Source organism: Collimonas silvisoli (assembly GCF_018305005.1).
GTDB classification, from domain to species: domain Bacteria; phylum Pseudomonadota; class Gammaproteobacteria; order Burkholderiales; family Burkholderiaceae_D; genus Collimonas; species Collimonas silvisoli.
In genome coordinates this window covers 1-3,990 of the sequence record NZ_JAGQEG010000187.1, presented here as the reverse complement: position 1 = coordinate 3,990, position 3,990 = coordinate 1, and the positions used below count along the sequence as shown (strand labels likewise).

Sequence of the window (3,990 nt, the reverse complement as noted above, 5' to 3'; positions counted from 1 at the left end):
ACGATTAGTCGCCCTGCTGAACGAAGACCGACCCGGTCGACATTACGACCGGGTCGTCAAAGCGCTACCTCAACGTTACTCCGTCCGGGTCCTGAAAAGAGACCTTAACTGAACGGCATTAGGCTCGACGCCGGATTTTTTTGTTGGCTGAATGCTCGACGCGGCTTGTCAGTTCAAGAATTTCTTATCTTTGGTAATCATGGTCATCTCGACAAATTTCGAGCCGCTGTGACTGTTGCCGCTGAAATTCACATCGAAGCCGCCGCCGTTATAGTTTTTCATGTTGATGGTTTCCAGCGCCTTGACCAGTTTTGCACGTGTCAAATCCTTGCCGGCGCGTTTCAAGCCTTCGACGAATACCTTGGCCGCGATGAAACCTTCCAGGCTGGAGAAGTTGGGTTCTTTGACACCGGCTTTTTCCATCAGCTTGGTATATTCAGCGACCACCGGAGTCGACGAACTCCACGGGAAGGGCATTACCTGCGAAATGACGACGCCTTCACCATCCTTGCCCAGCGCGTCGGCCAGGGCCTGGCTGCCGACGAACGATACATTGTAGAACTGGCCGGTATAGCCGGCCTTGCGCATCTCCTTGATATAAGCGGCGCACGAAGTATAGGCGCTGATCTGGATCACCGCGGCCGGGCGTTTCGGCAAAATCTTGCTGACCGCCTGTTTGACGTCGCTGCTGTTGCGTTCCACCGTGGCCGATTCGACCAGTTCCAGATTCAGCTTCTTCAGCGCGCGTTGCACGCCTTCCAGTCCGGCGCGGCCATAGGCATCGTTCTGGTAGAACACGGCAATATTCTTGATGCCGACGTTAGCCAGTTTTTCCACCAGGTGCTCGGTTTCATCGAAGTAGCTGGCGCGGATATTGAAGATCTGGCGATTCATCGGTTCGCGCAAGGATTGGGCGCCGGTGACCGGTGCAAAGAAGGGTACTCCGGCTTGGGTGAAAATCGGCAAGGCGGCGTTGCTGGTCGGCGTGCCGACGTAGCCGAACAAGGCAAATACATCGTCTTTCTCAATCAGGCGCTTGGTATTGGCTGCGGCCAGGTCGGCTTCGTATTTATCGTCGGCTTTGATGATTTCGATCTGCCGTCCATATACGCCGCCCTGTTCGTTGACCGAGTCGAAATACGCTTTTGCGCCGGCATTCATCTGAATCCCCAACTGCGCGGCCGGACCGGAAAATGCGGCCGATTGTCCCAGCAGGATTTTCTGGTCGGTGACGCCGGATTCGGCAAAACTCGCGGATAACGGAGCGCTGACACCAATTGCCAGCGCTAGAAGGAGGGATAAGAGACGACGGTGAAGATGCATGATTGCCATTTTCTGATGTTGAACAAGCGGCGCAATGTGAGGCGTGATCGAGGCGTGAATCGGCGCATGAATCAACGCCATAGCATTGCACCATCGCGCATTATAGATTTTTTGCTTGAAGAAAACAAAAGAAGAGATGGTTTTGGCGGTAGTTGGCGTTTTTACCAGTTCTTGCGATTGTTTCCTGAAGCTCGCGGAGCAGAACAAGAGCATGCTGTATCACTGCACGGCTGGCAAGGACCGGACCGGTTTTGCCAGCGCACCGTTACGGTCTGCGCTGAGTATCGACCGCGCCACCGTCATCGCCAATTACTTGAAGTCGCATCGGCACACAAAAAAGCCACCGATCTCGTCGATGGCTTTTGCATGCAACCATGGCTTCAATGCGTAACTGTCATGCTTACCACATGATAACGCGCTGTTCCGGCGGCAGATACATCTTGTCGCCCGGCTTGACGTCAAACGCACTGTAGAAACCAGGCTGGTTGCCCAGCGTGCCGTTGCCGCGGAAGCGTGGCGGCGAGTGCGGATCGGTCTTTACATAAACGATAGCCTGAGCATCGCGCACCTTGCCGCGCCATACCTGGCCCCAGCCCAGATACAGCCGTTGATCGCCGGTGAGACCGTCGATCACTGGCGGCGTCTTGCCATTCAGAGACAGGTGATATGCCTTGTAGGCGATGGCCAGGCCGGAGTTGTCCGCGATGTTTTCGCCCAGGGTCAGTTCACCGTTAACCTTGTAACCGGGAACCGGGCTGTAAGCGCTGTATTGCGCCACCAGCGCCTTGGTCTTGACCGCGAATTTCTCGTGATCTTCCTTGGTCCACCAATCGCGCAGATTGCCGATTTCATCGTACTGGCTGCCTTGGTCGTCGAAGCCGTGGCTGATTTCATGGCCGATCACCGCGCCGATGCCGCCGTAGTTGACGGCGTCGTCAGCGTTGGCGTTGAAGAATGGCGGTTGCAGAATCGCTGCCGGGAATACGATTTCGTTGAACTCCGGGTTGTAATAGGCGTTCACGGTTTGCGGCGTCATGCCCCATTCGGTGCGGTCGACCGGCTTGCCGAGTTTGTCGATGTTGCGCTTGTACTCAAACTCTCTGGCGCGGATCACATTGCCGACCAGGTCATCGCGTTTGATGACCAGGCTGGAGTAGTCGCGCCATTTGTCCGGATAGCCGATCTTCAGCATCAGCGTCGACAATTTTTTCTGCGCCTGCTTCTTGGTATCCGCTCCCATCCAGTCCAGGCCATCGATGCTCTGATTGTAGGCGGCGATCAGATTGGCCACCAGTTTCTCCATGCGGGCTTTATTCTCCGGCGGGAAAAACTGCTCTACGTAGAGCTGGCCCAGGCCTTCGCCGATGCTGGCTTCGACTACATTGATGCCGCGTTTCCAGCGTGGCTCATTCTGCGGTACGCCGCGCAGCACAGTGCCTTTGAATGCGAAATTCTGGTCGACATACTGCTTGGACAGGTCAGAGGCGAAACTGCTCAGCACATGCCATTTGAAATACGCTTTCCAGACCGGCAGCGGTGTCTTTTCGAGAATCTTGTCGAAACCCTTGATGTAGCTGGGCTGGCTGACCACCAGGTAAGTCACCTTGTTTTTCAAGCCGGCGCCGGACAGATAGCCGTCCCATTCGTAGTGCGGCGCCAGTGCATGCAGCTGCGCCAGTTCAACCCGGTTGTAGGTCTTGACCGGGTCGCGGTTCTCGACCTTGGTCCATTGCACCTTGGCCAGCTCGGTTTCCAGGGCGACGATGCTGGCGGCGTTTTTACGGGCGGCCTTGTCGCCGGCCAGCGTCAGCATGGTTTCGATATGCGCCCGGTATTTGGCCAGCGTGTCTTTCAGCTTGGCGTCGTCGGCTTTCAGGTAATAATCGCGATCCGGCAGGCCGAGTCCGCTTTGACCGAGGTCGGCGATCACTTTGCTTGAATCCTTGGCGTCCTGATGGATGCCCAGGTCATATGGCGCGTTGACGCCGATGCTGTTCAGATGGGCGATCAGGTCCGGGATCTGTTTCTTGTTTTTCAAAGCATCGACTTTGGCGAATTCCGCATCCAGCGGCTTGATGCCGCGTGTTTCCAGTGCCGGTTCATCCATGTAGCTGGCGTACAAGTCAGCGATTTTCTGCTGGTTGGAGCCGGGTGTGACGTTCTTCTCCGCGCTGACGGCGTCGACGATGGTATGCAGCTGGTTCAGGGAGTTTTCACGCAATTCATAGAATGCGCCCCACGATGATTTGTCGGCGGGGATTTCGGTTTTCTTGAGCCAGCCGCCGTTGACATAGCTATAGAAATCGTCCTGAGGGCGTACCGTCAAGTCGGCATTTTGCATGTCGATGCCGCTGGCCAGGATTGAGCCCGAGGTCGGGGCCGGGGCTGCCACAGCGGCGGCTGCGGTGCGGGGAGTTTGAGCGAAGCTGGCGCTGGAGGCGGTATAGCCTGCAACCATGGTCAGCACTGCGGCACAGATCAGAGAGCGTTTCACGAGTAAATAATCCTTATGAGAAATTATCGGAAAAAACAGCCTTTGGTAGGGCCTGTTAACAATTGATTTGTGAGTGCGAACGCGCGGCAGGCGTTGCGTGCCTAGGCGCAGCGACGCGACGTAGCGGTGCTACGGCAAGGAGCTGCAACAACGGCATGCGACGCCTGCAGCCG

Annotated in this window: 3 protein-coding genes; 1 reads left to right on the top strand and 2 read right to left on the bottom strand. The window is 56.3% G+C overall.

The genetic code is table 11. From position 1 onward, the window contains the following. Positions 1-168: 168 nt before the first annotated feature. Positions 169-1,323, bottom strand: coding sequence for an ABC transporter substrate-binding protein (locus KHU33_RS25655; RefSeq protein WP_407928322.1), 1,155 nt, complete (start codon positions 1,321-1,323; stop codon positions 169-171). A gap of 66 nt (positions 1,324-1,389) precedes the next feature. Between KHU33_RS25655 and KHU33_RS25650 the strand changes: the two genes are divergently transcribed. Next, positions 1,390-1,734 carry a hypothetical protein gene (locus tag KHU33_RS25650; protein WP_456236957.1) on the top strand — a complete coding sequence of 115 codons (345 nt, stop codon included), beginning with the start codon at positions 1,390-1,392 and terminating at the stop codon, positions 1,732-1,734. On the opposite strand, the gene KHU33_RS25645 is transcribed toward KHU33_RS25650, so the two are convergent. Next, on the bottom strand, positions 1,724-3,817 hold the full coding sequence (locus KHU33_RS25645) for a M13 family metallopeptidase (RefSeq protein WP_211468300.1): 2,094 nt from the start codon (positions 3,815-3,817) through the stop codon (positions 1,724-1,726). The genes KHU33_RS25650 and KHU33_RS25645 overlap by 11 nt on opposite strands. Positions 3,818-3,990: the final 173 nt, after the last annotated feature.

Bases quoted from the DNA above. Each gene is read 5' to 3' on its own strand.
- KHU33_RS25655 (WP_407928322.1), bottom strand. From the start codon at position 1,323: ATGCATCTTCACCGTCGTCTCTTATCCCTCCTTCTAGCGCTGGCAATT.
- KHU33_RS25650 (WP_456236957.1), top strand. From the start codon at position 1,390: ATGAATCAACGCCATAGCATTGCACCATCGCGCATTATAGATTTTTTG.